Consider the following 25,961-nt stretch of genomic DNA (forward strand, 5'->3'; position numbering starts at 1 on the left):
TTTATCTAAGTTTATTGAAATTTAATTTTTATGGCAGGAAATTCATTTGGCGATTTATTCAGAATTAGCACTTTTGGCGAATCACACGGCAAAGCTATAGGTGTAATTATTGATGGTTGCCCTTCAAATATAACAATAGACGAGGAATTTATCCAGTCTGAACTCGATAAACGTAAACCAGGTCAATCTAAGATCACGACACAAAGAAAAGAAAGTGATACCGCACAGATTTTATCTGGCGTATTCGAAGGCAAATCAACGGGAACACCAATAGCAATTGTTATTCCAAATGAAGACCAGCGTTCGAAAGATTACACACATATCAAAGATATCTTCAGACCTTCCCATGCTGATTTCACCTATCAGATGAAATATGGTATCCGTGACTATCGAGGCGGTGGACGGTCTTCGGCGAGGGAAACCGCTGCCCGTGTTGCTGCAGGTGCAGTAGCAAAAAGCTTCCTGAATCAATTTGGCATAGAAATCTTTGCCCACGTTTCGGGGGTAGGCACTATCGAGGCACCAAATGTCGATACCAAAGATCTAAAAGCTTTGCTTGAATTACGGGAAGCGAACATTGCACGTTGTGCAGATCCAGCAACAGCAAATGAAATGGTTGAGTTTATCGACTCGGTCAGAAAAGCGGGTGACACCGTTGGCGGACGTATTTCGGCTGTCATCAGACATGTCCCTGTTGGTTTAGGCGACCCGGTCTTTGATAAGCTCCATGCAGACCTTGCAAAAGCAATGATGAGCATCAATGCTGTACATGGTTTTGAATATGGTTCAGGTTTTGCAGGTTCGGAGTTGCGAGGTTCCGAACATAATGATATATTTGTAGCAGATGACCATGATTTAAATCGAGTGCACACACATACCAACTTCTCTGGAGGGATTCAGGGAGGGATTTCAAATGGTATGGATATTACTTTTAAAGTAGCATTTAAGCCTGTTGCCACTATCATGAGAGATCAAGAAACAGTGGATATCCATGGCAACCCTGCGATTGCAAGTGGCAAGGGAAGACATGACCCTTGTGTTGTTTCGAGAGCAGTAATTATTGTGGAAGCTATGGCAGCACTTGTAATCGCGGATCATCTACTTAAAAATCAAAGTTACAAACATGCTGCAAGATAATTATGTCGTAGGTGTTGATATTGGAGGCACACATATTTCTGCCTGTATCATTGACACAAAACAATGGAATATATACTTAGAAAACGTGGCCAGAAACCACGTTTTTTCTCAAGGAGATGCTAAAACGATTTTACAAACCTGGGCATCCGCTATACGCGATATCATAGCCACTTCTCCTGCTCCTATTCAGTTCATCGGCATTGCCATGCCGGGACCGTTTGACTACGAAAATGGCATATCTAAAATACAGGGACAAAGCAAGTATGACAATCTTTACAATAAAGATGTCAAAACTCTTTTAGCTGAAGAATTGGGACTTTCGCCTACGTCTATTCACTTTATCAATGACGCAGCAGCCTTCCTACAAGGTGAAATATTCGTACAGAACTTGCAAACAAACAACCGGATATTAGGAATTACGTTGGGTACTGGACTTGGATCTGCGGTATGGAATAAAGGTGAGAAGGCCTTTGATGCCGCCCTATGGAACAGCCCTTATGAAGATTGTATTTTCGAAGAATTTCTTGTCACACGGTGGTTCGTCAAGCGTTTCAAAGAAGTAGCAGGAAAAGATGTTACAGGACTTAAGGAGATTTTAGATAATCATCGGGAAACTGAGGAATTTCAAATTATCAAAGATGAATATGCTAAACATCTCTTTGATTTTATGCAGTTCTTCGCAGAGAAACATTCTTCTGAAATATTTATCATCGGTGGCAATATCGCTAAGGCCCTACCTATTTTTATTGGTGACCGAAAAGAATTTGAAAGATTTCAGATTTACACCGCAATACTTGGTGAAAAAGCAGCTATGATTGGTGCTGCGAGTATATTCAATTAAGAAAAGCTATCATCCCTCTTTGGAATACTTAGCTTAGTCAAACAAAAAAAGATATCCATCTATTAAAACATAGATGGATATTTTTCTGGATTAGCTTCATTCATAATGGCATACACCGTCTCGACAACATCGTCAGAAGATGGCTTCGAGAAATAATCCCCGTCGGAACCATATGGTGGGCGATGTGCTTTTGCAGTCAGTGTTCTCGGCTGACTATCCAATAGATAGTAGCCATTTTGCTTCTCTAAGATCTCTTGTAAGATGAAAGCTGAAGCCCCACCTGGCACATCCTCATCTACAATAAGTAGTTTATTTGTTTTCTTCAGCGATTCGGCGCAAAGTTTTCCTTTGTCAAAAGGCTGCAATGTCTGTGCATCAATAATTTCGATGAATATCCCCAAGCGCTCCAGTTCCACGGCCGCTTCTTCAACAACACGTAAAGTTGAACCATAGGATACTACAGTAATATCGCTTCCCTCTTTAACACATTCGGCATAACCGATTGGTACCGTAAATTCACCAACGTTTTCTGGTAGACGCTCTTTTAGACGATACCCATTCAAACATTCGACAACAATAGCCGGTTCGTCAGAGCGGAACAGCGTATTATACATACCCGCTGCCTGTGTCATATTACGCGGCACACATACATGCAAACCTCTCAAGGATCCTAAAATTACCGACATAGGCGAGCCCGAATGCCATATACCTTCCAATCGATGACCCCGTGTACGAATAATTAATGGTGCTTTCTGACCAGCAAAGGTGCGGTAACTTAAACTAGCCAAATCATCACTTGCGACCGTAATACCATAGATTAGGTAATCCAGGTATTGGATCTCAGCAATTGGACGAAGTCCACGGATTGCCAAACCCAGTCCTTTTCCTATAATTGAATTCTCCCGAATACCGGTATCAAATACACGATGCGCACCAAGCTTTTCTTGTAAACCTGCAAAACCTTGATTTACATCTCCAATCTTACCGACATCCTCTCCAAATGCTAACAGTCTTTCGTCACGTCTAAAGTTCTCTTCAAAACATAGATTCAAAACCTCACGTCCATCCACCACTTTAGCTTCTTCACTGTAGACTGCAGGTACGACCGTCACATGAGCAGGTGAATCAACACCATCTGTAAATAATTTTGAATTATAACGTTTCTCATTCAGTTCCTGCTTCTCTTTATACCAATTTAATAATTGCTGGCGCCCATCGCTATGCTGACCTTTTAGCTCGTGCAATACCTTGCGAACCTGGCCGTAAACCTCTTTCAAAGAAGGCTCAACCATCGATTGTAATTTCTTTGACGCAAAATCAGCCCGCTCATTTGGAATGCCCTGAAGTAAATCAATAGCTTCCCTAGCTTCGTTGCTTAGCGTTTTAATATAATCGGCCCAAGCTCGTTTTTGTTCTTGACGAACATGGTCTTTGGCATGTTGATCCAATTGATCCAATTCCGCTATGGTAGCAATACCAGAACTTAAGATCCATTCTTTCATTTTCGCTATACAATCGAAGTCAGTTTCCCATTGCAATCGTTCTTGCGATTTATACCGTTCGTGTGAACCTGAAGAAGAATGTCCTTGAGGCTGCGTCAATTCGGTCACATGAATCAAACATGGAATATGTTTCTCGCGAGCAATATGGGCAGCCTGTTCGTACGTTTCACATAAACCCGCATAATCCCATCCTCTCACTTTGAATATCTCAATTCCGTTTGTCAGTTCTTCCTTCTGAAAACCTTTGAGGATTTCTGAGATATCTCCCTTTGTTGTTTGAATTTCATTGGGCACAGATATCCCATATCCATCATCCCAAATAGAAATCACCGTTGGAATCTGATGAACACCTACGGCATTAATAACTTCAAAAAATACACCTTCAGAAGTCGCTGCATTTCCGATAGTACAGAATGCAACTTCATTTCCTTTATTTGAAAAATAAGATAGGTAGTCTAAATTTCTATTCTGCTTATACAACTTAGAAGCCAAGCCCAAGCCCAGCAACCTTGCCATCTGACCACCGGTGGTCGAAATATCTGAAAACGAGTTTTTCTGAACCATTTGATCCAACCAGTTCCCTTGGTCGTCAACAACACGAGTCGAAAAATGACAGTTCATTTGCCTTCCTGCAGAAGAAGGATCTGCCTCGACATCGGGATGGGCATATAATTGAGAGAAAAAATGGTAGACATCACTGATGCCAGAAGCAAATATAAATGTTTGGTCACGGTAATATCCCGACCGCCAGTCCCCATTTCTGAAAACTTTAGCCATCGCGATTTGTGCCAATTCTTTTCCATCGCCAAAAATACCAAACTTAGCCTTACCTGTAAGCACTTCTTTACGTCCCAATAAACTCACGTAACGACTTTCTAAGGCAGTTCGATAATCATTCACAATAATCTTTTTGAACTCGTCAAAGCTCAAAGTGGAAATAGATTCATTGTTTTGGTCAAATGCAGTATCAAACATATTCTTTTTTGTTTCAACAAATTTAACAAAAATATTATTCTATATAATTGGTGTTTATCAAATAAATTGATAATCAATAACTCAGATTTGAAATAGAATATTCTAATTTCTCAAATTAGTACTTTTTGACAAAAAATCCTAATTTTTACAGATTTTTAATTCCTATAAGCGGGCAAAAACACCATTGTCCTTTTTAATTTTTATTTTTGGGTTTTACATTCATTATTTTGAATTTTTCAGCACTTAAACTCGATAAAATCCTTGTCGCTAATCTTGAAAAACAAAAGCTTTCTTCGCTTACACCTATTCAAGAAATAGCGATCCCTGCCATTTTGGGAGGTAGAGACTGTTTGGCGATTGCCCCAACCGGCACGGGAAAAACGGAGGCTTTCGCCATCCCTATTATTCAGCGCTTACGAACCAAGATTACCGCAGACCACTTATCGGTCCTGATACTTCTTCCTACACGGGAACTCTGTATACAGACCAAACAGCGCATATCGGGCCTTATCGATGGTATGGGTTTGACTATCGCTAGTTTCTATGGTGGGGGTACTTATGAAAGTCAACTTGAAGTTTATCCAAATGCACAGATGATCTTGGCTACTCCTGGACGTTTGTTGGATTTCATTGAACAAGGTATTATCGATCTAAAAACGATAGACACATTGGTGATCGATGAATTCGATCAATTGTTGGATCTTGGTTTCACGAAAGAACTCAATAAAATTATTGGCGCATTGCCCGCTGAGAGACAAACCATTTTCAGTTCAGCAACGAAAACCGTTGAAATCGAAAAAATTGTTCGAAAGAGATTAAGTAACCCTGTCGAGATCAACCTAGAAGCAAAGGCCAAAAAAGGCCAAATAGAAGAATCTGTACTCTATGTCGATAAAAATGATAAAAAGAATCTTCTCCGTTATCTCCTTGAAAACCGTGTTTCACGGCAGGTAATTGTTTTCACGCGAACAGTTCATGCAGTCGAACGGATCGCAACAGATCTAGATCGACACGGCATTTCTTGCTCGGCATTATATGGCGATAAATCACAGCAAAAACGAGAAGAGATTATTGATACGTTCAGACGAAAAGAGGTACGTGTATTAATTGCGACAGACCTCTTGGCGCGAGGTGTAGATTTTCCAGACTTAGAGGCTATCATAAACTACGAGATTCCAGATAGCCCCGAGCTCTATACGCATCGAATTGGGCGAACAGGCCGTTCCCAAGCGGCGGGAAAGGCGTTTACCTTTTGCGATGCAGAGGACAATGAAAAGTGGATAAAATTACAGTTATCCTTAAAACGGCAAATTAAAATTGATGATCAACATCCTTATTTATTGAGCTGGGAGAAAATGCTTTCCAGTAGCCAAAACAATCAACGAAAAGGCGCTTCGAAATCAAGAAAACGTCGTTAATTAATAAATATTCTTTTACTTTTACCAGCAAATCAAAAAATCACAATCCGAGATGAATACAATACATTTATTTGACGATAGCAACAATGCGAATGATAATCGATTGGGAGACCTTGAAAAAACGATTATAATAAATAGCCTGATGGAAGTTCCCTTTGAAGAGCGGGATGAAGAGTGGCGTGATATATTTCTGGCTAATATTGCTGAATGCACCTTAAAATTAGCAGAAACAGAAGTGGTTGTTGGGCCTGACGGATTTCCCTATTTTCAACTCGAAAGTGTTCCGAAGGATCAGAACTTTCAGGCTTTTGTCATTAAAAATCGGCTAAAGGATTTCGTGTTGCCAAAAGGTTTTGGAATTGCTATCAATACACAAAATGAAAACCCTGATTGGGTATTCACCTATGGCGACTTAGTTAACTACTTTTTAAATGGAGAGTTTTATACAGATGATAGTGTTTTCTCTAAGAAAAATGAGCAAACGATTATAGGCAAAGATGAAGAAATATTAGTGGGGCAACCTGCCGAGACCATTCTTCCACAGGCTGTCCGCACCCAATTACGTGAATTTTTGGATTATTATGGCGTAAAGAACACAAAGGTTATGCTCCTAGCCCGTAATTATAAAGATGAAGAAAATGCTTCACAAGATTTGGCATTCAATATCGTTGCAAATCAATTCAGGACTGAAAAAGAATTTACCAATATCATGGAAGCAATAGGCTGGTTTCTTCCCAGACATTATTCCTATATCGGATTGGATGAATTTGCAGTAGACAATGGTTTTATGCCACTGTAAAAAAACAGAAACTAAATATATACAAACATAATTAACCCATGTTTCCATTTAACGTAAGAGTGTACGGAATATTGATCAATGAAAATCAAGAGGTATTGATCAGCGACGAAAGAACGGAAAATGTTTCATTTACCAAATTCCCTGGTGGGGGCTTAGAATACGGGGAAGGCTTATTGGATGCTTTGATCCGTGAGTATCAGGAAGAATGTGATTTTGACATTGCTGTGGTTAAACATATTTACACCACAGACTTTTATGAGAAATCAAGCTTTAACGATAGTCAAATCATATCGATTTACTATCAGGTAAAGAATACCTCAGCTATTCAGATCAGAACGACTACCAAAGCTTTTGATTTCGATCCTGATCAGAAACCTGAAGATAATAAGCTCCAATCTTTTCGATGGGTACCAATTGAATCGGTATTAACGGAAGATTTGACCTTCAAAACAGATCAAATCGCCTGGGAAGAATTCTTAAAAACAGTCAAATAATAATAATTTTTCAATTTTCATCATTTTTATTTGTATTTAAAAAATAAAGACATATCTTTACGTAAACCAATGGAAATACTTGATTTTTTTAAAGTATTGACCTTAATAATTACATTTTATTATTTATTTGACATCTCGCATGTGACGAGGAATAAAAGTAGAGAAGCGTGGGATGGAGCATACATTGGTTTATTGAATTTGTAAATTCCTAGTCCTATAGGTTTTTTAATAGTTAGTGTGATTTTATGGCGATACTCCCCGTATCGCCTTATTTATTTGACACTCGTTTTCCAGCCCTTATTTGAATCCCATATAAGAAGCAAAACAAAGATTTTTGTGTAGAACATCAACATTTTTAAAGCCAACTTGTGTCAATAAGTTTAGTTGATAGATCAGCGATCTTGGCGTATCCTCATGTTCGATATAGTCAAAAACATGATCACGATACTGCTCATCCTTCAGGTTAGTTAAGTATTCACCATATTTTTCCCTGTAAATTAATTTTTGAAGCTGTTCATTATTTTGCTCAATCAAATCAAAAATCCACAGACTTCCTCCCGTTCTCAATAGGCGGAACAGCTTGCTAAACGCATTTTCCCAATCTTTATCATCTCGAAGATGATGTAAAACGGATGTTGCGATAATGACATCAAATTTGTTTTCCTCTAAAGCTGCGGCACGAAAGTCACCTTTAATCAACTGAATTTCTCCGTTGGTTAATTTTCCAACGCGTTCCTTTGCTCTATTTAACATAGGCTGGCTCAGGTCCAACAGACTAACATTTGGATTAGACTTCAATTTTTGCAATAGTTTTACGTCGTAATTACCAGCTCCGCATCCAATGTCCAATATATTTTGAGCGTTTGGATAAAGACTGACAATAGCGTCCGTAATAAGCTCCATGTTCCATACCGCATCCAATGTGGTTGCTTGCCCTGTTTCTAAATTTGAGAACCGCTCGACATCATTGTCAAACCGTGTTTCAATCTCTTGTAGCGTCGCTTTGTTCATTTGTAAATTGTTTATTCCCTAAAGTTCAGATAGATTCCCCCGCACAGCAGTATCTTACACTGTCTGGTCGGCGGTATTTCATCCATTAATTTTTAATAATTTAAAGGTAGGACTAACTGGAATTCATTAAAAATATTTATTTTGTCATCAATTCATACCAAAAAAGTATCGATGGAAATCCGACATCTCATTTATTTCAAAACAGTAGCCGAGGAGCTTCATTTTGGCCGAGCAGCAGAACGCTTATTTATGTCCCAGCCACCATTAAGCCGGCAGATTAAAGATCTAGAAGACGAATTAGGTGTTATTCTTTTCTTCCGAACCAACAAACGCGTCGAGCTAACAGAAGCAGGTAAATACTTTTTGGAGGAGGTTGTGGAGATCCTACAGAATATCGAACACAGCAAAACAATCACCAAACAGATCCACAACAATATCTCTGGAGAATTCAAACTGGGTTATATCAGTTCGACACCTAAGAAAATGCTTGCTACGGTATTAAAGCAAATTCAATTGAAATTTCCATACTTAAGAGTTAGTCTTTTCGAAACATCGACGCAGAAACAAAAATTGGCGCTCGAAAACGGAAAATTGGATCTGGGTATTATGCGTGCTCCAATTTATTCAAGTGAATTGCTTACCACTCCCCTTTTCGAAGACCCTATGGTTATTGTAGGTCAGTCACAGGTGGAATTTAATGCGATCAACTTTTTTAATGAAAGTTTCATTTCTTTCAATCAGAAATACGCATCGGAATACCACCGACTTGTTATTAATATCTGTAATCGCATGGGCTTTGAACCCAAAATTGTACATCAGAGCAATTCGATGTCTTCCATCCTTGAGTTGGTGTCACAAGGCTTGGGCCTGGCAGTCGTCCCTTCGTCCACCATCAAACAATACCCGCATTTAAACCTAAAAATCATGAAGCTTGAAGATATGGATAGCAAAACAGAAGTGATCCTGGTCTCTAATATAAAAAGTAAAAACAGTGCATTAGGCGAATTTATCGCCTGTATCCAGAAAGAGTATCTTGATTTTAATGCGTCCTAAAGTGGCATCGATTGAAATTCCAGCATAAAAAACGGAGTCAGCAACATGCTGACTCCGTTTTTTTTTATGGGTAGAAGAGCGGTATTACCTCTTCTCAAATTTATATGCTAGAGTTGCCATAAAACTACGCGGTGGAATAGGATTCACACTATAGTTTTCATGGATATAATAGTTAAACGCGTTGGTGATATTGGATAATTTACCCAAAATACTCCAGTTTTTATAAGCATAACCAGCGGAGAAATCTATGGTTGTAAATGGACTAACGGAGATCAAACGATTAAGACCATCGCGTACGTTGATCTTTGTATTATTCCAACCTGCATTACGTCGACCTGTATAAAATGCGGAAAAACCTAACTTCAGTCCCTTAACAGTCCCGTTTTGAATGGTATAAAACACGGTTCCATTAGCCGTATGTGCTGTAGTTCCTACCAAACGTACATTTTCTTCGTTTCCAGAGATTTCAGTCACTTTCTCCTTACCATCAACGATGGTTGTATAACTTGAAATTGGATTGGTTTCGGTATAACGCATATAATTGTAGGAATAACCGGCGATAACATTCAATCCTGGAAGTAAGGTTCCAGTAACATCAACTTCCAATCCGCTTGAAGCCGTCTTTCCAGAAAATTCTTTCATATTTGCATCGCTATTGCTTGTTCCATTCGGAAGTACCAATAATTGTTGGGCAAAGCGATTGTTGTTAATTCTATACCAAGCAACATTTGCGGATAACCTACCATTGAAAAAGTCATTTTTCACACCTGCTTCGTACTGATCGATGATGGAGGGAGCCAACGGTTGATAATTTACATCGTATCCCGAATTCGATGTAAAGTTATTTGCATAAGTAACATAGACACTTGATGAGCGGATCGGCTGATAGATCAATCCAAATTTAGGCGACCATGCTTTGTCGACTTTTGCTCCGATCGGATTTTTTTGACCATCTAGATTAATAATCTCTTCCGATTGATTCGTCGCATAAGTATACTTTTCTGAATTCGGTGTACGCTGATACGTGTAGCGAATACCTGCCAATACTTTAAATTGTTCAGTAACTTCTATTAAGTCCTGAAAAAACGCACCATAACGGAAGATATCTGTCGTTGTTTTCGTCAATAGATCCGCTTGTGGCATATCTGTCCGAAGTCCATTTCCCGAAACCAAATGCTGCGCAGTTTGCGAGGGATTAAAGACATAAATTGAATCGTATACGCCACCCACATTTTTAGATGCATCAATTTTATAGGCATACGCATTTGAATGCGATTGATCGGCATCTGCTCCCACCAAGATCTTATGCTTGATGGATCCTGTTTTTACAGTTCCGGTTAGATTCAATTGCTGATTGGCCGTAAACTCATTTGATTTGGACCGGGTTAAACTCCGCGGTGCAATTCCATTTTTATTTGCTTGAATCCGATCTGATCCATAATAATCACGGTCGTATGTTTGGTAACTTGTTATTGCGTTTAAATTCCATGAATCATTAAACTTATGGTTCAAATTGATCTGCCCGTTTGAGGTATTTGTTCTGTTGAAAGCAAAAGGCACATTCATAAAAGTGTTTCTGCCAACTTCATTATTCAACTTTCCATCCACAGTTCCCATTCCAAAGTCCGGAGTAAAATCACTTTTTAAGTAATCGAATGTAAAGTTGAGATCAGTTTTATCGGATATTTTATATAAAACAGAAGGATTTACATAAGTACGTTTTGATGTGACCTGATCCCTAAAGCTACCCGCTTTTTCATAAGTTCCGATAACGCGGAATGCAACCTTATTGGAAATTGGGCCATACACATCTACTGTTGGTTTATAGAAGTCATAACTTCCTACGCGCATCGAAGCCTCGCCTCCATAATAAAATTTAGGCTTTTTCGTAACCAGATTTACAACGGCCCCACCAGATACACCCCCATATAACAAAGCAGAACTTCCTTTTAAAATCTCTACAGATTCCAAGGTGCTCGCCTCAATCGAACCTCCATTGTTGGTTCGTGCACCATTTTTAAATATATTATTCCCGCCTAAGCTATAGCCCCTTGCATAAAAATTTTCGTTGACCCCACCGCGATTTGCTCCCATCGCGACACCGTTTGCATTTTTTAGCGCATCACTCAGGCGATTAACCTGTTGATCTGCAATAACCTGTTCGTTTATAATTTGTACACTCTGCGGCAAATCCCGATCAATAATACCTGCTTTACCGACATGGACTGTTTTACTGTTATGCGAGTTGTAACCTACCACTTCCACTTGTTCCAATTGAGATTCAGAAATATTCAAAGAAACATTAATGGCTGTTGCCTTTCCATTTTTAACCTCGATAGTACGCTCTTCAGCTCCATTTCCGATACTTTTGATCCGAATAGTATAGGTTCCATCTGGAAGATTAGAAAAATGGAAACTTCCATCACCGGAAGTCGAAGTAGACCTACCTAAAGAAACTATGGTTACTGTAGCCGATTCAATTGGTGCACCATCTTTGGTTTTAACACGGCCATGTATCCCTTTACTTTGCGCCGATGCATCCAAATGAATTGCTCCTACCAATCCCAGACTTAAAACAAGTCCCAGAAAAGTTCTTCTCATGTTAATAAAATGTGAGTTCGTAAAAATTATTTGTCGGCGCAAACATACGATATTATTTTATTGTTTAGAATAGTTTTAAATAAAAATAGCTTATAATTATAATATATGAATGATTCAACTTCGTAGCATCTATTATATATTGCAAGGATTCACTGTAACTATTTCTATTAATCGTAAGGATTTCCTTACATTTATGCCATAACTAACATCCTAACTAATCAATTCGATGAGAACGCATAAGCTCCTACTCTCCGCATTTATTTTTTTATTCTTTCCCACATTTTTGCTGGGTCAGCAAACACAGGTTGATCATGATCTCACAGCAATTATGCGTCGTTATAATGCTATCGGGCTCAGTGTAGTCGTCGTCAAAAACAATAAAATTGAGTATCACAAAAATTATGGTTACAAAAACTTGGAAACCAAAACGGCCCTTGGAGAAAATGATCTCTTTAGAATTGCTTCTATTTCAAAGTCATTCACTGCAACATCATTAATGCAATTAATAGCAGATGGCCGATGCAAGTTAGACGACGACTTTGGGGATTTGATAGGTTTTCCAATCAGAAACCCCAATTATCCAGGAAAAAAGATAACACTCCGGATGATCCTTTCCCATACGTCCAGCGTCAATGATAAAAATGGTTACTTCAACCTTGATGTCATCAATCCATCCAAAAACCCAAATTGGAAAGATTCCTACAATCTTTATGAACCCGGCACACAATACCAATATTGTAATCTCAATTTTAATATGGCTGGTGCCGTTCTGGAGAAACTGACCAATACACGTGTCGACAGCTACATTGTTAACCATATCCTCAAACCGCTCAACTTATATGGTGGTTACTGTATAGACTCCTTGGATCAGAAAAGATTGGTTTCGTTATATGCCTTTGATGAAAAGGGAAATCCCCATGAAGAGCCGAGTGCCTATAATCCACGTCGGGAAGAACTCAATCAATACATCCTGGGGTATAGCAATCCTGTGCTTTCTCCGACAGGTGGAATGAAAATATCTGCCTTAGATTTAGCCAGATACATGATGATGCATATGAACTACGGCCATAGTCAGGGAAAAAACATCATCAGTAAAAAATATGCGAAGATTATGCAGACAGCTGTAAATAAAGAATCAGGCTATGGGTTAGCGATTATGAACAATGCAAAAATTGTCCCCGGTGTTACGCTGACAGGACATACCGGTTCGGCATATGGGCTGTATAGTGCCCTGTTTTTCAATCCAAAGAAAAAATATGGGTTTATTGTGATAACCAATGGCTGCAATATCCCCGATAGCGATGACTTCAACCCTTTGCTTAAAGACTGTATAGGAGCCTTGTACGATGCATATATCAAATAGGCAACAACTTACATCAAGTAAACAAAAGCCAACCCATAAACTATAACCTTGTCGCTAAGCTTTATGGGGGAAACCAGAGGCCCTCGGATCGACTGGACAATAAACAAAATAAAAAAGCTGCAGATTTTGCAGCTTTTTTATTTTGTTATTTTTACTATTTCTTGTTTTCTACCCAGTTTACAATAGCCGGATCCAGCGGATTCGTCGCTGAACGGAAGCGATGTACAAGTTTACCGTTCTCATCGATCAAAAACTTTTCAAAGTTCCATTTGATTTCACCTTTAAAATCGGGGTTTTCCTGAGCGGTCAAATACTTAAACAGCGGTGATATTTGATCTCCTTTCACATCGACCTTTTCGGCCATTAGAAAATCAACACCATAATTTTGTTCACAAAACTCTTGAATCTGCGCATTTGAACCCGGTTCCTGTTGTCCAAAATTATTTGCCGGAAAGCCAATAATGACGAGCTTATCGCCAAAGGTTTTGTGCAATTCCTCCAGATCTTTGTACTGTTTTGTGAAACCACATTTTGAGGCAGTATTCACGATCAATATTTTCTTTCCCTTGAAATCGGACATTTTCACTTCTTGCCCATCAAGTGTCGTAAACTTAAAATCATAAAAATTGGGATTGCCAAATAACATTGACATATACACCATAATAGTTGCAATAATCATATCTAATTATTTTAAAGACTTAACAATGAATTACTCTCTCTTTCCAGTACCGCATCAAAAAGCTCGTTGATAGGAGATTTTAAAATGGTACCTACCTTTATCTGATGTGCTTCACAGACTTCCCGTAAAATTAAATCAAAACTATAAGCAATAGAGCCTACAAAGTGACAGGCATATTTATTATAGTCCGGATAGGTCAAAATCGAAGCTTGAACAAATTCTTCGAATCCACTCTTTACCAGATCAATAATAAAGGGATGGGTAATATTATCGGACATGAACGGTGCAAACGATGCTAAGAAAGCATTTGGACGTTCTTTTTGATAAACATTTTTGATGACGATCTCTTTATTTATTCTGTATTTGTTCGCAAATTTTTCGTTCAGATCTTTCGGCATACGGCCATATAGAAAAAGTCTAACAAGATTTTTCCCAAAATATGCCCCCGACCCCTCATCACCTAATACATAGCCATTTCCATTATGCGATGGCATCAGCTCCTCTCCGTCAAAAAAACTCAAATCAGAACCTGTCCCTAATGTCGCTACATAACCTTTTTTATTACCACAGGTTGCTAAGGCACTACCAAAAAGATCATTCTCAACAGAAATGTAAGCATTTTCGAATAAGGGCGTCAATGCATTTGAAACCATTTCCCGACGATCAGGTGTAATGCATCCTGCACCAAAAAAATACAACTCCGTAACTTCATCGGCGTAGGGAATAATTTCGGGTATCTCCTTAATAACACGTGTGATTTCCTTTTCATTTACAAAAAAAGGATTGAGTCCATTTGTACTGAACGAGATAGGTGCACTATCTGGCAATTCCAACTTCCAATCCGACTTTGAAGAGCCGCTATCAACAACTAAGATCATACAAATTTTTGATTATTTTCCCCCTATAAACTACTGTATCAAACTTAGCAAAAATTCTGATAAAAAACAGATTTTTTGCTTCATCTCCCCAGTCCAATAAAAACCGGTATTTCATCCAAAGCATCGATTATGCCTATCGATTAACACCTCATTTCTTAAATAAATTTATGTATATTGGAGGGTACTATTAGCTGCTTCCCGTCATTGTTCTTTTTCTACTGAAGGAGCAATGACGGAGCACGCTGATTCATAATTGTAGAACCAACAATCTATTTTTTTGTTTGATTAAGCGTACGATACTTTTAATTTTGTAAGCTCATACTAAAATCATCTTTCATGGACAGTGACCATTTCAGTATACCCGAAATACATTTTGAGGTATCATTTTCAGAAGTACAAGCTCATTATATCGAAGTAAAAATGAGCATCGCAAAGCTCAACCAGCCTTATGTCGATCTAAAAATGCCGGTCTGGTCTCCTGGATCTTATTTAATTCGTGAATATGCTAAAAACGTAGAACGATTCCGATCATTTGACAAAACAGGAAATACAATTGCCTACCAGAAAATTTCAAAGAACACCTGGCGAATACCCACAGAATCTTTGGATCAGATCGAAGTCATCTACGCGGTATACGGTTTTGAAGTTTCTGTGCGTACCAACTTTTTCGATAGTGACCATGCTTTTATTGTGCCTACGGCAACTTTCTTTCATATCGATGGCCGCATAGACAATCCTTCGACAATCAGCATAGCATTAAAAGATTCTTGGGCAAGTATATCAACTGGACTCGAACAAATTGGAGAACGTAAGTTTTATGCGCCAAATTTTGACATATTATATGATACGCCCATCGAGGCTGGTAATCAGGATGTCTGGAAATTCCAGGCTGCCGGTATCGAACATGAATGCGCCATGGTCGGAGGCGGAAGTTATGATAAAGAACGCTTAACGAAAGATATCACACGTATCGTCGAAGAGGAAACCCGCATCTGGGGTTCGAACCCCAATGAGCGATATGTCATTATTACCCACAACTACCAATCTGGAGGTGGAGGTCTAGAACATCTCAATTCAACAGTATTAGGAGCCTCGAGAAATGCCTATCTAAATGAGACAAGTTACAAAAACTATTTGAGTCTCGTTGCACATGAGTATTTTCACCTATGGAATGTGAAACGCTTACGTCCAAAAGCATTAGGACCGTTTAATTACGATGCCGAAAACTATACCACAGGCCTCTGGATCATGGAAGGATTCACTTCGTACTATGATAATTTAATTATTAAACGCTGTGGATTCTATGATGAAAAAGAGTACCTCGCTTTGTTAGCCAACGATTTCAATATTGTATTAAACCGCCCTGGGCATACGATACAGTCTGCAGCAGCCTCAAGCTTCGATACCTGGATTAAATATTATCGGCCTGATGAAAATTCGATGAATTCAGGAATTTCCTATTACAACAAAGGTGCAATGCTGACAGCATTGTTGGATATTAAAATTATTGCCGCTACAGAAGGTAGGCTAAAATTGGATGATGTTATCCGCGAGGCTTATGAAGAGTTCTACCTAAAACTTGATCGTGGATTTGAAGAAAACGAATTGAGAAGCCTTGCCGAACGTATCGCAGGCACTTCGCTGGACGATATTTTCGATGCTGCTCATCAGGACGGAGAACTGGAATACAACGATTATTTTAATCTAGTCGGTTATGAAATTGTTGATACCAATGTTGATAACAACACGTTGACACTAGGCATTACAACCAACAAAGTGGATGGGTTAATTTCGGTAGCGACAGTGGAAAAATATTCTGGTGCATATGATGCCGGATTAAGTGTAAAAGACGAACTGATTGCAATTAATAATAACAGGCTCGATGTTAAAGACAAGGAAATTGATTTCATTGTTCAACATGCCAAAGAGGGGGAAATATTAAACTTCCTGGTGGCACGAGATGGTTTAGTGCGGGAAATCCCTGTTCAAATCAAAAAGAGCAATAAAAAGATATACGAAATCCGTCCGCTCAAAGAACAAACTTTTCTACAGGAATTGCTAGGTAAAATCTGGATGGCTTAACACGGAAGTATTATCATTAAAAAAGAATAGCGGGAAATCCCGCTATTCTTTTTTTAAAATTTATATCTTACCGAAAAACCGATCGGATCAAATAATTTGATACTGGATTCGTTTAGAAAATCGAAATAAGGTTTTACATCCAATGAGATTTGAAACGGTGCCTGCGGAATATTATATTCAATACCTACGATACCGTCAATACTGAGATTAAGCTGTGAATCAAATGAATGACGCTGACCATCGATAATTTTGTCTTTCTCCTTATAAGAACCGATACTACCACCAAAACCATAATACCAATTAAACCCAGCAGTCAATGGTTTATAGATTTCATATAAGCCCACAACGCGGAAACGGCGAAAATCAGAATTACTCTGAATACTCATAATACCTTCCAATGCGTGGTCCGAGTTAAGCGTGTGACGATATGTAATTCCCTGAGCAGACCCGAATCGTCCACCAATAGCACCCCTATTGTCCAACTGAGCCATAGCTCTATTGGATAATGCTCCAAACATCAGCATTCCACCGACAGCCAAAAATATTTTTTTCATAAAAATCGTACGCTTTTTTGCTTTACATTTTTCCAAACATAGATAAATTGCTTTTTATATGCAATATAATTGCAGTGCACATAAAAAACTATTTACCAGAACTTCCCTTACGAAGGACCTTTTCGATAGGGTAAATATCCATTACAGCTATAACGAAACAATGTTTAATTTGTTATGACAATAATCCCAAATTATCCAACTTTATTTCTGTATATTTAGGTCAATACAGCATGTAGTAGTAACCAAATAAACTCAAGTGATATGGGCAGAATTTTTGACTTTATAACCTTATATAAAGAAAAATACGCAAAGGACATCATGGTAGCAGGGCGAGATGGAAATGGCCAGTGGAAGACATATTCTACCAAAGAATACACCGACGCAATTGACACCTTAAGCAGGGCGTTACTGCAATTAGGCCTCAAAAAAGGTGATCGGGTAGGAATCATGTCCGGCAACAGACCCGAGTGGAATTTAGTTGATTTTGCCTGCAATCAAATCGGTCTCGCAACTGTCCCCCTCTATCCTACTTTATCCGCACAGGATCTTTCGTTTATTGTAAATGACTCGGATGTCAACGTACTATTTGTCAGCAACAGAGAATTGACGGACCGTATTGAACTAGCCATCAAAGAGCACGGTATACACCCACAACTGTATACATTTGATGCCATTGAGAATTATACGCAGCTGAAAACATTCATCGAAACAGCAAAGGATGACACAACTGACCTGGCTCCACTTCGAGAGGCTGTTACAGAAGAAGATCTATTAACACTGATCTACACTTCAGGTACCACAGGACGCCCTAAAGGTGTATACCTGTCCCACAAAAACGTATACAGCAACGTCTTGGCATGCAATCATCTCATCCGATCGGATTTCAAAACAGCACTAAGCTTTCTTCCGCTATGCCATATTTTTGAACGCATGGTGGTCTATATGTACTATTCAAAAGGAATCCAGATCTATTTTTCCGAGACCTTAGACAATGTTGTTGCCGATATCAACGATGTCAAACCGGATGTATTCACCACCGTACCCCGTGTCCTGGAGAAAGTATACGATAAGATTATTGAAAAAGGGAAAGCCTTAACTGGATTAAAAAAGAAAATTTTCTTCTGGGCTGTTGATCTTGGTTTGAAATTTCAAGAACCAGAGCATAATGGACCGCTTTATAAGCTCAAACTTGCGATCGCTAGAAAACTGATATTTTCGAAATGGCAAGAAGCTCTTGGCGGAAATATTAAGATCATTGTATCCGGTGGTGCAGCTCTTCAAGAGCGTTTAGCGCGAGTATTCTGGGCCGCTGGGCTTAAAGTACTTGAGGGGTACGGCCTGACTGAAACATCTCCGGTTATTGCTGTAAACTCCTACTTACCCAATGGGTTGAAATTTGGGACTGTAGGGAAACCCCTGAAAAACTTAGAAGTTAAAATTGCTTCAGATGGTGAGATTCTTGTCAAGGGCCCTAGTATCACGACAGGCTATTATAAAAATGAAGAAGCCACAAAAGAAGCTTTTGACGATAATGGTTTTTTCAAAACGGGCGATATTGGAGAAATTACATCCGATGGTTTCCTAAAAATAACCGATCGAAAAAAGGAAATGTTTAAGACCGCAGGAGGTAAATATATCGCTCCCCAATCCATTGAAAACAAACTCATGGAGTCTACATTAATCGGACAAGTCATGGTTTTTGGAGAAAATAGAAAATTTCCGGGAGCCTTGATTGTTCCTGCATTTGATGTGCTGTCCAAATGGGCAAACCAAAAAGGTATTAATAGCGGTTCAAACGAAGAAATAATCAAAAATCCGGAAGTAATCCAAAAATATCAAGAAGAAATTAACCGATTATCTACTAACTTTGGACATTGGGAAATTGTCAAGAAATTTATTCTTCTTCCAAAGGAATGGACAATCAACGACGGTCAATTGACGCCAAAATTGAGTCTAAAACGAAAAATTATTTTAAAAGAGAACGAAGGAGCAATCGACAAATTGTATCAGGAACAAAACCAGGAGTAACAATTTGCACGATTATTGGAGCTGATCATCTTATTATGAAGCACGTTACACTACGAGATTTATTTACACTCGCCTACTGGAAAAACATTTGGCATGTCTTAATTGATGCCTTTAATGGATTCAATGATGACAAATGTATGAAGAAGAGTGCTTCATTGGCTTATTATACCGTCTTCTCCATCGGCCCACTTCTTATGATTGTTATCTGGTGTATTGGATTTTTCTATGGAGAACATCTTCAAAGTGGATCTTCAGCGCAGGATCAGGTGCTGGAGGAAGTCATGGTTCTTTTTGGTCAGGATGTGACCACACAGATCCAGTCCTATCTTCAGAAGATAACTTTCGAGAATAAATCTAATATGGGGATCACGATAGGTATCGTTACGTTGATTCTATCCTCAACAACCTTATTCGTTGATATACAAGACTCAATAAACAATATCTGGAAAGTAAAACCGAAACCGAAAAAGGGATGGCTAAAATTAATCATCAACAGGCTGATTTCTTTTTCCATCGTCATCGCCCTTGGTTTTTTACTAATTGCCTCACTCATGATCAACGGAGTTATCGTTGCCGTGACCAATTTAGTCATGACTTATTTTCCTTTTATTCCGATTGCACTCATTTCATGGGTGAATACAGGTATCACATTTTCGGTCATTGTCATTTTATTTGGCTTTATCTTTTCCTTCCTTCCGGATGCTAAAGTAAAATTCAGGGACATGCTTGGTGGAGCTATCTTTACAGGCTTACTTTTTATGTTAGGCCGGTACGGCATTTCAATCTATCTGAATCTTTCCTCCACAGCAAGCTTTTACGGAGCTGCGGGATCAATCATTGTCATGTTATTATGGATCTACTATTCGGCTGCAATACTGTACTTTGGCGCAGAATTCACCAAATTTTATGCAATCAAATTTGGTGCAGGCATTATTCCGTCCACATTTGCAGTAGCGGTTGAACAAACGGAAAAAGTTAAAAAAACAGGCAGCGACGCCGAAGCACATGTTGGAGACACCATTCAGGTCTTAAAATAAGCCGTCTATTTTTTCTCTTTTTTACCGCTAATGGAACCATCGATGCCAATGACATTGATGACTTTATCCCCAATTTGTGTAATATCGGATTTTAATCCCACCATAACGGTAAAAATATTCACAGGAGTATCCTGTATCTTCCTAAAATTATGGAGATAACCAAGCTCAAGCCCTAAAAAGAAGCCGTTAAATTTATAATCTGCCCCAGCACCTATTTTGCTGGAGAAATTCAGGTGATTTATATTTTCCATCTTAATAAGCTTTTGGTCCGCGAATACATTTGCCCTTGGCTCACTCGTCAATCCTACACCAGGCCCCACAAAACCATAGATATTCAATAATCGCATCTGCTTCCTAATGCCCCCCGAAAATGAAAGGGTATAGAAATTGGTATTTGCATCTTCGATACGATACTCAAAATTCGGATCGACCAATCGCTGCTTATACTTGAATGAAAGTGTATAAAGTGTGGGGGATACGAAAAACATTGGATTTTTCAGGGAGATATCCAAACCAATACTACCAGAAAACTTTGGCGAAAGTATATCTTTGGTTTTTCCGATCGGAAAGCCCATTCCCGTTGTACCCCAATAGTAAACTTTTCGATAATGTATCGTATCAACACCGCCCTGAGCCCGCGCGAAAGTCCAACACAAAGAAAAAAGAAGAAAAGTAAAAAAGAATTGTTTCATTTGAATGCGTTCAATATTGAATAACAACAATATTAAACGCATTTTGTTCGAAAAACCGTCAGGCTACAGGTAACTTTTTGATTGTGGTCCTTGATTGAATAACAAATCGATGATGCTTAAATCGGGGTAAAATCCATTTTTATCAGAAAAAACCTGATAATATTCTTTTGGATCACGCAGTATACTTTCTTTTTTAGGATGGATCAGGTTACGGAAATCGATCATTTCCGAAGGCGCAGGCACATACTCTTCTGTAAACCCTACTGTTCGTTTAAGTTTGATCGATTTTAGAATGAGTTCTAATTGAGCAACATTAAAATCTACCAAATACGCAAACTTTTCCTCATAGAAACGTATAAAATCATCTTCATAATATTCAAAATATGCAGAGCTACGGTAAGCTGTCTGGATACTTAGCCAATGTAAACGCTGCCAGTCAAACTCATAACTTATCCGAATATCTTTCATAGGAACACGTTCTTTATTGCCATGTTGAATGGGTACAATCAAATCCTGTACACCATTTGCTGAAGCAATGCGGGCCCGCGTACGATAACTCTGCTTTTGAAAATGCTCATATTTCTCGATGACCAAAGGAAGATTATGCTCTTGTATCGTATGAAAATAGGATATTGGTGGAAGATAACATGCCGGAAGTAATAACTGCGATTCCATAAAAACTGATGATTTTTGTTATAAGTGACGCAAAAATAACTTAAATTAAGGATATTTGTAAAGAACACTGGGAATTTTAGCTATAGCATGAAACAAAAAGCGTTAAACGCATTAATCTATATCATCTCTCTTCTCCCCTATTGGTTTCTATATTTGATCTCCGATGGGCTTTATTACATACTCTACTATATTATTGGATATAGGAAGAATATTGTATTTCAGAACTTAAAGAATGCTTTTCCAGAAAAAACGGATAAAGAACGTCTGGTGATTGCCAAAAAGTTTTATCGTTTTTTCCCCGATCTCCTTGTCGAATCGATCAAATTGAAAACGATTACCGCTGAGGAAGTAAAGAAAAAGATGACTTTGGAAGATGTAGAAGAATTGACGAAACACCTCGAAGCGGGCAAAAACGTAATCGGTGTGACCTCACATTATGCCAATTGGGAGCTGGGTATTCACCGTTTGAGCTTAATCACAAACTTCCCTACGCTGATTGTATACAAACCACTCAATAATAAAGATATTGATACAGTATACAATGATATGCGAGGAAGGTTTGGCGCTGAAATGGTACCAATGAAACAAATACTCCGTCATATCGTAAAGTTGAAAGGCCATCCCAATATCAGTATACTCGTTGCCGATCAAACACCGCTGTATTCAGATTCCGATTATTTTATTAATTGGCTAAATCAGGAAACATTGGTCTATACAGGAGCTGAAAGACTTTCTAGAATAAGTAAAGCGCCTGTGGTCTATTGCTATATCGGAAGAAAGCCCAAAAGAGGGCAATATTTCTGTAAATTCGTTACTTTAATCGAAGATCCAAGTGGCTTTGGAGAACATGAAATTACCGATATACACAATCAATTTGCTGAACAGCTTATTCGTGAAAACCCAGAATATTGGTTATGGTCACATAATCGCTGGAAAAGAAAACGTAGAAAATGAGTAAATTACCAAAAGTAGCTGTCGTTATCCTCAATTGGAATGGCCGATTTTTCCTGGAAAAATTTTTACCATCCGTATATAACAGTTCGTATCCGAATGTCGAATTTGTCATTGGAGACAATGCCTCCGATGATGATTCAATTTCATTTGTGAAACAGTACTATCCGACGATTACTATCCTTGAAAATGACAAAAACTATGGCTTCGCAGGAGGTTATAACAAAATACTGCAGCGTGTAGATGCTGATTACTATGTACTCCTCAATTCGGATGTTGAAGTGAGCCAAAACTGGATTGAGCCAGTGATTGAATACTTGGAAAGAAACCCTTCCCTGGCAGCAGCACAGCCCAAAATACGCTCATTTCATGACAAGCAGAAGTTCGAACATGCCGGAGCGGCGGGTGGCTATCTGGATTACTTTGGCTTTCCTTTCTGTAAAGGCAGAATACTACATGAAGTAGAAGATGATGCGGGACAGTACGATAATGAATCCGAGATTTTCTGGGCATCTGGAGCTGCACTTTTTATTCGCTCTGACGCGTGGAAGGAGGCAGATGGCCTTGACGAAGATTTCTTTGCTCATATGGAGGAAATCGATCTATGTTGGCGATTAAAGAAAATGGGCTATGGCATAGGCTATTGTCCTAAATCTATTGTGTATCATGTTGGTGGAGGAACCCTCAATGCAAGTAATCCAAAAAAGACTTACCTCAATTTTAGGAATAACATGGTCATGCTGCAAAAAAACCTGCCGCTGGGCAAAGCCATATGGATTATTTTCATCAGGCTTTGGTTTGACTTTGCAGCCCTTGCTAAGTTTCTGATCGACAGGAAACCCAAGGATGCCTGGGCAATCAGTCGTGCACATCAGTATTTCTTCTTGAATATTTTCAAAAATGCTAAAAAACGAAAAAAATACAAGGTGAAAGAAAATACAAAAGGGCAGTACAAAAAATCGATTATCATTGATTTTTACACAAATAACAAACATAAATTTTCTCAGCTAAATCCAGAGGATTTCAAATAGCGTATTATTTCCCTGTAACATAAAATGCAGAAAAACGCATTTTCAAAATAAAGCAGTCATTACGACAAGATTCTTTATTTATTTTATTTAAACGTACTTTTTATTTGTAATTTTGCAAAATGTTGGTGATGGACATTGAAAAAAAGATAAAAGACTTAACGGCAGAGCTCAACCATTATAACTATCAATACTATGTATTGGCGAACAGTGTTATTTCGGACTACGACTTCGACCTTAAATTAAAGGAACTCGAAGCGCTGGAAGCTCAATATCCCAACTTTGCCGACCCCAACTCCCCTACACAGCGTGTTGGTGGAGACATTACCTCCCGATTTCAAACGGAAAAGCACCGCTGGCCAATGCTTTCATTGGGCAACACATACAATCAGGAGGAGTTACTTGACTTCGACCAACGAATCCGCAAAATCATCGGCGATCAGTTCGAATATGTTTGTGAATTAAAATTTGACGGTTTATCCATCAGCTTGACTTATGAAAATGGCCTACTAAGTAAAGCCGTTACACGCGGTGATGGTACACAAGGCGATGTTGTCACAAACAATGTTAAAACCATTCGTTCTATCCCGATCAAACTCAAAGAAGGAGATTATCCAGATCAATTCGAAATACGAGGTGAAATATTTATGCACAAATCAGCTTTTCTCCGCCTGAATAAGGAACGAGCCGATAATGAGGAGCAAACCTATGCCAACCCAAGAAATTTCGCTTCTGGAACCATCAAACTCCAAGATTCTGCTGAAGTTGCAAAACGCCCATTGGACTGTTTCCTTTACTTTTTGTACTGCGACAACAGAACAAATCTATTTCACGACCATTGGAATAGCTTAAACCATGTCAAAGACTGGGGATTTCACGTCAGCGAGCATAGCAGAAAATGCAGCACGTTAACCGATGTTTTTGCATTTATTGACTATTGGGATGTCGAACGTCATAACCTAGGTTATGAAATTGATGGAATTGTTATTAAAGTAAATGATTACGCACAGCAGGAGGAACTTGGCTTTACTGCCAAAAATCCACGTTGGGCAATATCCTATAAATTCAAAGCAGAGCGTGTAGAAACCACATTGAACTCGATTAGTTATCAAGTTGGACGTACCGGTGCTGTTACACCTGTTGCCAATCTTCAACCTGTACAACTGGCAGGCACAACGGTAAAACGCGCTTCCTTACACAATGCGAATGAAATTGCACGTCTCGACTTACACGAAGATGACACTGTCTTTGTAGAAAAAGGGGGCGAAATTATACCTAAAATAATTGGGGTAAATCTCGAGAAAAGATTAGCAGGATCAACAAGTTTTGTCTACCCCACATCTTGTCCGGAATGCGACACAGTACTCATACGACAAGAAGGCGAAGCCGTACACTACTGCCCTAATGAAACGGGATGCCCACCACAAATTGTTGGCAAAATGCAGCATTTTATCGGACGAAAAATGATGGACATCGAAGGAATGGGAGACGAGACCGTGGATACTTTCTTCAAGAAAGGTTTGTTACGCAATATCGTTGACATCTATGGCCTAAAAGACCATCAAGATGACCTGCAACAACTGGAACGTTTCGGTCAAAAATCAATCGATAACATGCTAAACGGCATCGAAAAATCCAAAGAAAAACCTTTTGAAAAAGTTTTATTTTCGCTTGGAATACGTCATGTCGGCGAGACGATTGCAAAAAAATTAGCCCAGCATTTCAAAAATATTGATGCACTCGCGCAAGCCTCGACAGAGGAAATCGAAGGAGTACAAGATATTGGACGCCGTATTGCGGAGAGTGTCAAAGAATACTTAGACAATCCAATTCATCAACAACAGATTGTTGCACTGAGAAATTATGGCTTAAATTTCGAAATTGAGGAAAAGGAGATTATCCTTGCGAGCAATTCACTTGAAGGGAAAACCTTCCTGATTTCCGGTGTATTTGCAGACCATTCACGTGAAGAGCTTGCAGCAGTAATTGAAAGCAATGGCGGAAAGATGTTATCTTCCATTTCTGCCAAATTAAGCTACCTCGTAGCGGGAGATAAAATGGGACCGTCCAAACTAGCGAAAGCAGAAAAATTAGGTATCCCGATGATTAATGATCAAGAACTATTTGAACTCATTAATCCCAAGTAAGTTTTTTTAATTAAAT

General features: G+C 38.8%; 21 protein-coding genes. 13 read left to right on the forward strand and 8 right to left on the reverse strand.

What is annotated here, in order from left to right; all coding sequences use genetic code 11:
• The first annotated feature begins 30 nt into the window (after nucleotides 1–30).
• Entirely contained in the window at nucleotides 31–1,137 is a 1,107-nt protein-coding gene (gene aroC / locus ACLCDV_RS20970) for a chorismate synthase (RefSeq protein WP_075993987.1), read from the forward strand.
• Complete coding sequence (locus tag ACLCDV_RS20975) at nucleotides 1,124–1,978, forward strand: ROK family protein (RefSeq protein ID WP_153847720.1); 855 nt, start codon at nucleotides 1,124–1,126, stop codon at nucleotides 1,976–1,978. The genes aroC and ACLCDV_RS20975 overlap by 14 nt, the downstream gene beginning before the upstream one ends.
• Nucleotides 1,979–2,040: 62 nt before the next feature.
• On the opposite strand, the gene ACLCDV_RS20980 is transcribed toward ACLCDV_RS20975, so the two are convergent.
• On the reverse strand, nucleotides 2,041–4,455 hold the full coding sequence (locus ACLCDV_RS20980; RefSeq protein WP_411972164.1) for a thiamine pyrophosphate-dependent enzyme: 2,415 nt from the start codon (nucleotides 4,453–4,455) through the stop codon (nucleotides 2,041–2,043).
• A 227-nt stretch (nucleotides 4,456–4,682) separates the two neighbouring features.
• Here ACLCDV_RS20980 and ACLCDV_RS20985 point away from each other — a divergent pair, with 227 nt between their 5' ends.
• From ACLCDV_RS20985 to ACLCDV_RS20995, 3 genes are read left to right on the forward strand one after another with little or no spacing between them, the layout of a single operon-like run.
• Nucleotides 4,683–5,873, forward strand: a complete 1,191-nt coding sequence (locus ACLCDV_RS20985; RefSeq protein WP_411972165.1) for a DEAD/DEAH box helicase — start codon at nucleotides 4,683–4,685, stop codon at nucleotides 5,871–5,873.
• A gap of 52 nt (nucleotides 5,874–5,925) precedes the next feature.
• Nucleotides 5,926–6,672 carry a hypothetical protein gene (locus ACLCDV_RS20990; RefSeq protein ID WP_120333371.1) on the forward strand — a complete coding sequence of 249 codons (747 nt, stop codon included), beginning with the start codon at nucleotides 5,926–5,928 and terminating at the stop codon, nucleotides 6,670–6,672.
• Nucleotides 6,673–6,710: 38 nt separating this feature from the next.
• On the forward strand, nucleotides 6,711–7,166 hold the full coding sequence (locus tag ACLCDV_RS20995; protein WP_153847724.1) for an NUDIX domain-containing protein: 456 nt from the start codon (nucleotides 6,711–6,713) through the stop codon (nucleotides 7,164–7,166).
• 297 nt (nucleotides 7,167–7,463) lie between these two features.
• Here the strand turns inward: ACLCDV_RS20995 and ACLCDV_RS21000 are convergent, their stop codons facing one another.
• Nucleotides 7,464–8,177, reverse strand: coding sequence for a class I SAM-dependent methyltransferase (locus tag ACLCDV_RS21000; RefSeq protein WP_336834894.1), 714 nt, complete (start codon nucleotides 8,175–8,177; stop codon nucleotides 7,464–7,466).
• Between the two features lie 141 nt (nucleotides 8,178–8,318).
• On the opposite strand from ACLCDV_RS21000, the gene ACLCDV_RS21005 reads away from it, so the two are divergent.
• A complete protein-coding gene (locus ACLCDV_RS21005) occupies nucleotides 8,319–9,230 on the forward strand; it encodes a LysR family transcriptional regulator (protein ID WP_411972166.1) in 912 nt (303 codons plus the stop codon).
• A gap of 84 nt (nucleotides 9,231–9,314) precedes the next feature.
• On the opposite strand, the gene ACLCDV_RS21010 is transcribed toward ACLCDV_RS21005, so the two are convergent.
• A complete protein-coding gene (locus tag ACLCDV_RS21010; protein WP_411972167.1) occupies nucleotides 9,315–11,831 on the reverse strand; it encodes a TonB-dependent siderophore receptor in 2,517 nt (838 codons plus the stop codon).
• A 226-nt stretch (nucleotides 11,832–12,057) separates the two neighbouring features.
• Between ACLCDV_RS21010 and ACLCDV_RS21015 the strand changes: the two genes are divergently transcribed.
• Nucleotides 12,058–13,194, forward strand: a complete 1,137-nt coding sequence (locus tag ACLCDV_RS21015; protein ID WP_411972168.1) for a serine hydrolase domain-containing protein — start codon at nucleotides 12,058–12,060, stop codon at nucleotides 13,192–13,194.
• A gap of 154 nt (nucleotides 13,195–13,348) precedes the next feature.
• Here ACLCDV_RS21015 and ACLCDV_RS21020 read toward each other — a convergent pair whose 3' ends face one another.
• Nucleotides 13,349–13,873, reverse strand: a complete 525-nt coding sequence (locus tag ACLCDV_RS21020; protein ID WP_075993996.1) for a glutathione peroxidase — start codon at nucleotides 13,871–13,873, stop codon at nucleotides 13,349–13,351.
• Nucleotides 13,874–13,884: 11 nt separating this feature from the next.
• Complete coding sequence (locus ACLCDV_RS21025; protein ID WP_201667347.1) at nucleotides 13,885–14,751, reverse strand: N-acetylglucosamine kinase; 867 nt, start codon at nucleotides 14,749–14,751, stop codon at nucleotides 13,885–13,887.
• A 336-nt stretch (nucleotides 14,752–15,087) separates the two neighbouring features.
• Between ACLCDV_RS21025 and ACLCDV_RS21030 the strand changes: the two genes are divergently transcribed.
• Nucleotides 15,088–16,833, forward strand: a complete 1,746-nt coding sequence (locus tag ACLCDV_RS21030) for a M61 family metallopeptidase (protein ID WP_411972169.1) — start codon at nucleotides 15,088–15,090, stop codon at nucleotides 16,831–16,833.
• A gap of 53 nt (nucleotides 16,834–16,886) precedes the next feature.
• Here ACLCDV_RS21030 and ACLCDV_RS21035 read toward each other — a convergent pair whose 3' ends face one another.
• Complete coding sequence (locus ACLCDV_RS21035) at nucleotides 16,887–17,387, reverse strand: hypothetical protein (RefSeq protein WP_120333413.1); 501 nt, start codon at nucleotides 17,385–17,387, stop codon at nucleotides 16,887–16,889.
• Nucleotides 17,388–17,648: 261 nt separating this feature from the next.
• Between ACLCDV_RS21035 and ACLCDV_RS21040 the strand changes: the two genes are divergently transcribed.
• Both ACLCDV_RS21040 and ACLCDV_RS21045 read left to right on the forward strand, forming a co-directional pair.
• Nucleotides 17,649–19,415: a long-chain fatty acid--CoA ligase gene (locus ACLCDV_RS21040; protein ID WP_313187324.1), complete on the forward strand. Its 1,767-nt coding sequence runs from the start codon at nucleotides 17,649–17,651 to the stop codon at nucleotides 19,413–19,415.
• 35 nt (nucleotides 19,416–19,450) lie between these two features.
• Entirely contained in the window at nucleotides 19,451–20,452 is a 1,002-nt protein-coding gene (locus tag ACLCDV_RS21045; RefSeq protein WP_145328711.1) for a YihY/virulence factor BrkB family protein, read from the forward strand.
• A 5-nt stretch (nucleotides 20,453–20,457) separates the two neighbouring features.
• On the opposite strand, the gene ACLCDV_RS21050 is transcribed toward ACLCDV_RS21045, so the two are convergent.
• Both ACLCDV_RS21050 and ACLCDV_RS21055 read right to left on the reverse strand, forming a co-directional pair.
• A complete protein-coding gene (locus ACLCDV_RS21050; RefSeq protein ID WP_336834901.1) occupies nucleotides 20,458–21,144 on the reverse strand; it encodes a hypothetical protein in 687 nt (228 codons plus the stop codon).
• A 63-nt stretch (nucleotides 21,145–21,207) separates the two neighbouring features.
• Nucleotides 21,208–21,819, reverse strand: coding sequence for a WbqC family protein (locus tag ACLCDV_RS21055; RefSeq protein WP_317669734.1), 612 nt, complete (start codon nucleotides 21,817–21,819; stop codon nucleotides 21,208–21,210).
• An 87-nt stretch (nucleotides 21,820–21,906) separates the two neighbouring features.
• Here ACLCDV_RS21055 and ACLCDV_RS21060 point away from each other — a divergent pair, with 87 nt between their 5' ends.
• The 3 genes from ACLCDV_RS21060 to ligA all read left to right on the forward strand — a co-directional run bounded on the left by ACLCDV_RS21060 (nucleotide 21,907) and on the right by ligA (nucleotide 25,945).
• Entirely contained in the window at nucleotides 21,907–22,773 is an 867-nt protein-coding gene (locus ACLCDV_RS21060; RefSeq protein WP_411972170.1) for a lysophospholipid acyltransferase family protein, read from the forward strand.
• The gene (locus ACLCDV_RS21065) at nucleotides 22,770–23,801 is read left to right on the forward strand and encodes a glycosyltransferase family 2 protein (protein WP_336834903.1); all 1,032 of its coding nucleotides are present in this window, start codon (nucleotides 22,770–22,772) and stop codon (nucleotides 23,799–23,801) included. The genes ACLCDV_RS21060 and ACLCDV_RS21065 overlap by 4 nt, the downstream gene beginning before the upstream one ends.
• A gap of 119 nt (nucleotides 23,802–23,920) precedes the next feature.
• Nucleotides 23,921–25,945 carry an NAD-dependent DNA ligase LigA gene (gene ligA / locus ACLCDV_RS21070; protein WP_075994005.1) on the forward strand — a complete coding sequence of 675 codons (2,025 nt, stop codon included), beginning with the start codon at nucleotides 23,921–23,923 and terminating at the stop codon, nucleotides 25,943–25,945.
• Nucleotides 25,946–25,961 lie beyond the last annotated feature (16 nt).

Source organism: Sphingobacterium sp. Lzh-3, from assembly GCF_046764375.1.
In the GTDB taxonomy this organism is placed as follows: Bacteria; Bacteroidota; Bacteroidia; order Sphingobacteriales; family Sphingobacteriaceae; genus Sphingobacterium.